This is a genomic window from Acidimicrobiia bacterium (genome assembly GCA_016650365.1).
Taxonomy (GTDB): Bacteria; Actinomycetota; Acidimicrobiia; order Spongiisociales; family JAENVV01; genus JAENVV01.
In genome coordinates this window covers 1-1,672 of sequence record JAENVV010000277.1, presented here as the reverse complement: position 1 = coordinate 1,672, position 1,672 = coordinate 1, and the positions used below count along the sequence as shown (strand labels likewise).

Annotated in this window: 1 protein-coding gene; it reads left to right on the top strand. The window is 59.8% G+C overall.

Going from position 1 to position 1,672, the window contains the following annotated elements:
- Positions 1-152: 152 nt before the first annotated feature.
- On the top strand, positions 153-1,672 hold a 1,520-nt coding region (locus JJE47_15655), incomplete at its 3' end, for an excinuclease ABC subunit UvrA (protein ID MBK5268854.1).

Here is a 1,672-nt window from a genome sequence, read left to right as displayed (position 1 = left end):
TGCTTACGGTGAAACGCCGTGCACAACGGTCTTCACAAGATGAGCCTCAGTTCAGCAAGTGAGATGGTTCTTGACCCAACCCAATTCTTTCGGTGACCGCACCTCGCCAATCTTGGCCTTCATGAACGTTACGACGCGGTAGTTTGGACGAGATGCATACCGCCGACAGCCATGATCTGATCCGCGTCCAGGGGGCGCGGGTCAACAACCTCAAGGATGTAAGCGTCGAAATTCCCAAACGGCGGCTGACCGTGTTCACTGGCGTTTCCGGGTCTGGAAAAAGCTCACTGGTGTTCGGCACGATTGCCGCCGAGTCTCAGCGGATGATCAACGAAACATACAGCGCCTTCGTCCAGAGCTTCATGCCAACGATGGCCCGCCCCGAGGTAGACGTTCTCGATGGGCTGACGACGGCGATCATCGTCGACCAACAGCGCATGGGCTCGGACCCCAGATCCACGGTCGGCACAGCCACCGACGCCAACGCCATGCTACGGATCCTGTTCAGCCGACTCGGCCAACCACACATCGGCTCACCCAAGGCGTTCGCTTTCAACGTTCCGTCGGTCACCGGAGTCGGTTCGTTGAAGAAGGGCAACCAGAAGGCCGAGAAGAAGACGTTCAGTGTCGTTGGCGGGATGTGTCCTCGTTGCGAGGGGCGGGGTTCGGTATCGGATTTCGACCTTACGCAGCTCTACGACGAGACCAAATCACTCGACGAGGGAGCGCTGACGATCCCCGGGTACAGCATGGACGGTTGGTACGGCCGTATCTTTCGCGGCAGTGGCTTCTTCGACATGGACAAGCCGATCAGCAAGTTCACCAAGAAGGAACTCAACGACCTCCTCCACAAAGAACCCACCAAGATCAAGGTCGAGGGCATCAACCTGACCTACGAAGGCCTTATCCCAAGAATCCAGAAGTCGATGCTGTCCAAGGACATCGACTCCCTCCAGCCGCACATCCGGGCATTTGTGGAACGAGTAGTGACGTTTGGGACCTGTCCCGACTGCGGAGGCACCCGGCTCACCGAAGCCGCCCGGTCATCACGAATCAAGGGAATCAACATCGCCGACGCCTGCGAGATGCAGATCAGCGACCTCGCCGCCTGGACCCGCGACCTCAAAGAGCCATCAGTAGAACCACTCCTCGAGGCGTTGCAGCAAACTCTCGACGCATTCACCGAAATCGGGCTTGGCTACCTGTCGCTCGATCGGGCGCCGGGAACCCTTTCGGGCGGTGAGGCCCAGCGTACCAAGATGATCCGCCATCTCGGATCGTCGCTCACCGACGTGACCTATGTATTCGATGAGCCGACCGTTGGCCTGCACCCCCACGACGTCCAGCGCATGAATGTTCTGCTCCGGCAGTTGCGAGACAAGGGCAACACGGTTCTGGTCGTCGAGCACGAGCCGGAGGTGATCGAGATCGCCGACCACGTCGTCGATCTCGGGCCAGGTGCTGGGACCGGTGGCGGCGAGGTAGTCTTCGAAGGCACCGTCGAGGGCTTACGGGCTAGCGGCACCCTCACCGGAAAGCACCTGGACGACCGGGGTTCGCTCAAACACAGCCAACGAACGCCGTCGGGAGTAATTGAGATCCGCGGCGCCAGCACCCACAACCTCCGAAACGTCGATGTAGACGTCCCGCTCGGCGTATTGGTCGTCATCAC